Raw genomic sequence first — 817 nt, forward strand, 5'->3', positions numbered from 1 at the left:
CGCCGAAAACAGCGGCGAGCCGCGCTTCGAGATCCGCTTTCGCCGCAGCAAGCCGAGCCTCGTCAACCGAGCGCAGCACGAGCGTCGTGCCGTAGCGCCCCTCATCCATGAATGGATAGCTACCCATCGGCACGTCCGGGAACGCGCGCTGGCAAGCTTCGAGCGGCGCCGCAACCGCGCCCTCGGGTCGGTCCACGCGCACCGAAACCGACAACATTTTCGCGCCCGTGCGGAGCCTCGGCGTCACAGCCTTCAGCATCGCCTGCATGATAGAGGGCACGCCCGCCATGACGATCACGTTCCCGATCATGAAGCCGGGCGCCTTGGACACGGTATTTTCGATCAGGTCCGCGCCGACGGGAATGCGCGCCATGCGCAGCCGCGCGGGCGTCATCTCGCCTTCGGGGATGCGTTCGAGCAGCATGGCGCGGGCGCGCTCGTCTATGGGAAGCGCCACGCCGAAAGCCTTCGCGATGGCGTCGGCCGTGATGTCGTCATGCGTCGGGCCGATGCCGCCCGTGGTGAAGACGTAGTCGTAGGCGGGGCGCAACGCGTCGATTGCGGCGACGATCGCGGCTTCTTCATCGGCCACGACGCGGACTTCCTTCAGCCGGATGCCGTTTTCGGTGCAGTGGTCGGCGATGGTGCCGATGTTCTTGTCCTTGGTTCGCCCGGACAGGATCTCGTCGCCGACGACGAGCAGCGCGGCGGTGACTTCGGAAGCAGATGCGCCGGTCATGGGAACCTCGTTGAATGCGTTATCGCGCAATGCTTAACAGGAAACCGCGCAGCTCGCCAAGGCGCGGCGCATGTCTAG

General features: G+C 66.0%; 1 protein-coding gene. It reads right to left on the reverse strand.

What is annotated here, in order from left to right; all coding sequences use genetic code 11:
* A partial coding sequence (locus T281_RS17150) for a competence/damage-inducible protein A (RefSeq protein WP_037242576.1) occupies positions 1-739 on the reverse strand: 739 nt, incomplete at its 3' end.
* Positions 740-817: the final 78 nt, after the last annotated feature.

The organism is Rhodomicrobium udaipurense JA643 (genome assembly GCF_000636015.1).
Lineage (GTDB): Bacteria > Pseudomonadota > Alphaproteobacteria > Rhizobiales > Rhodomicrobiaceae > Rhodomicrobium > Rhodomicrobium udaipurense.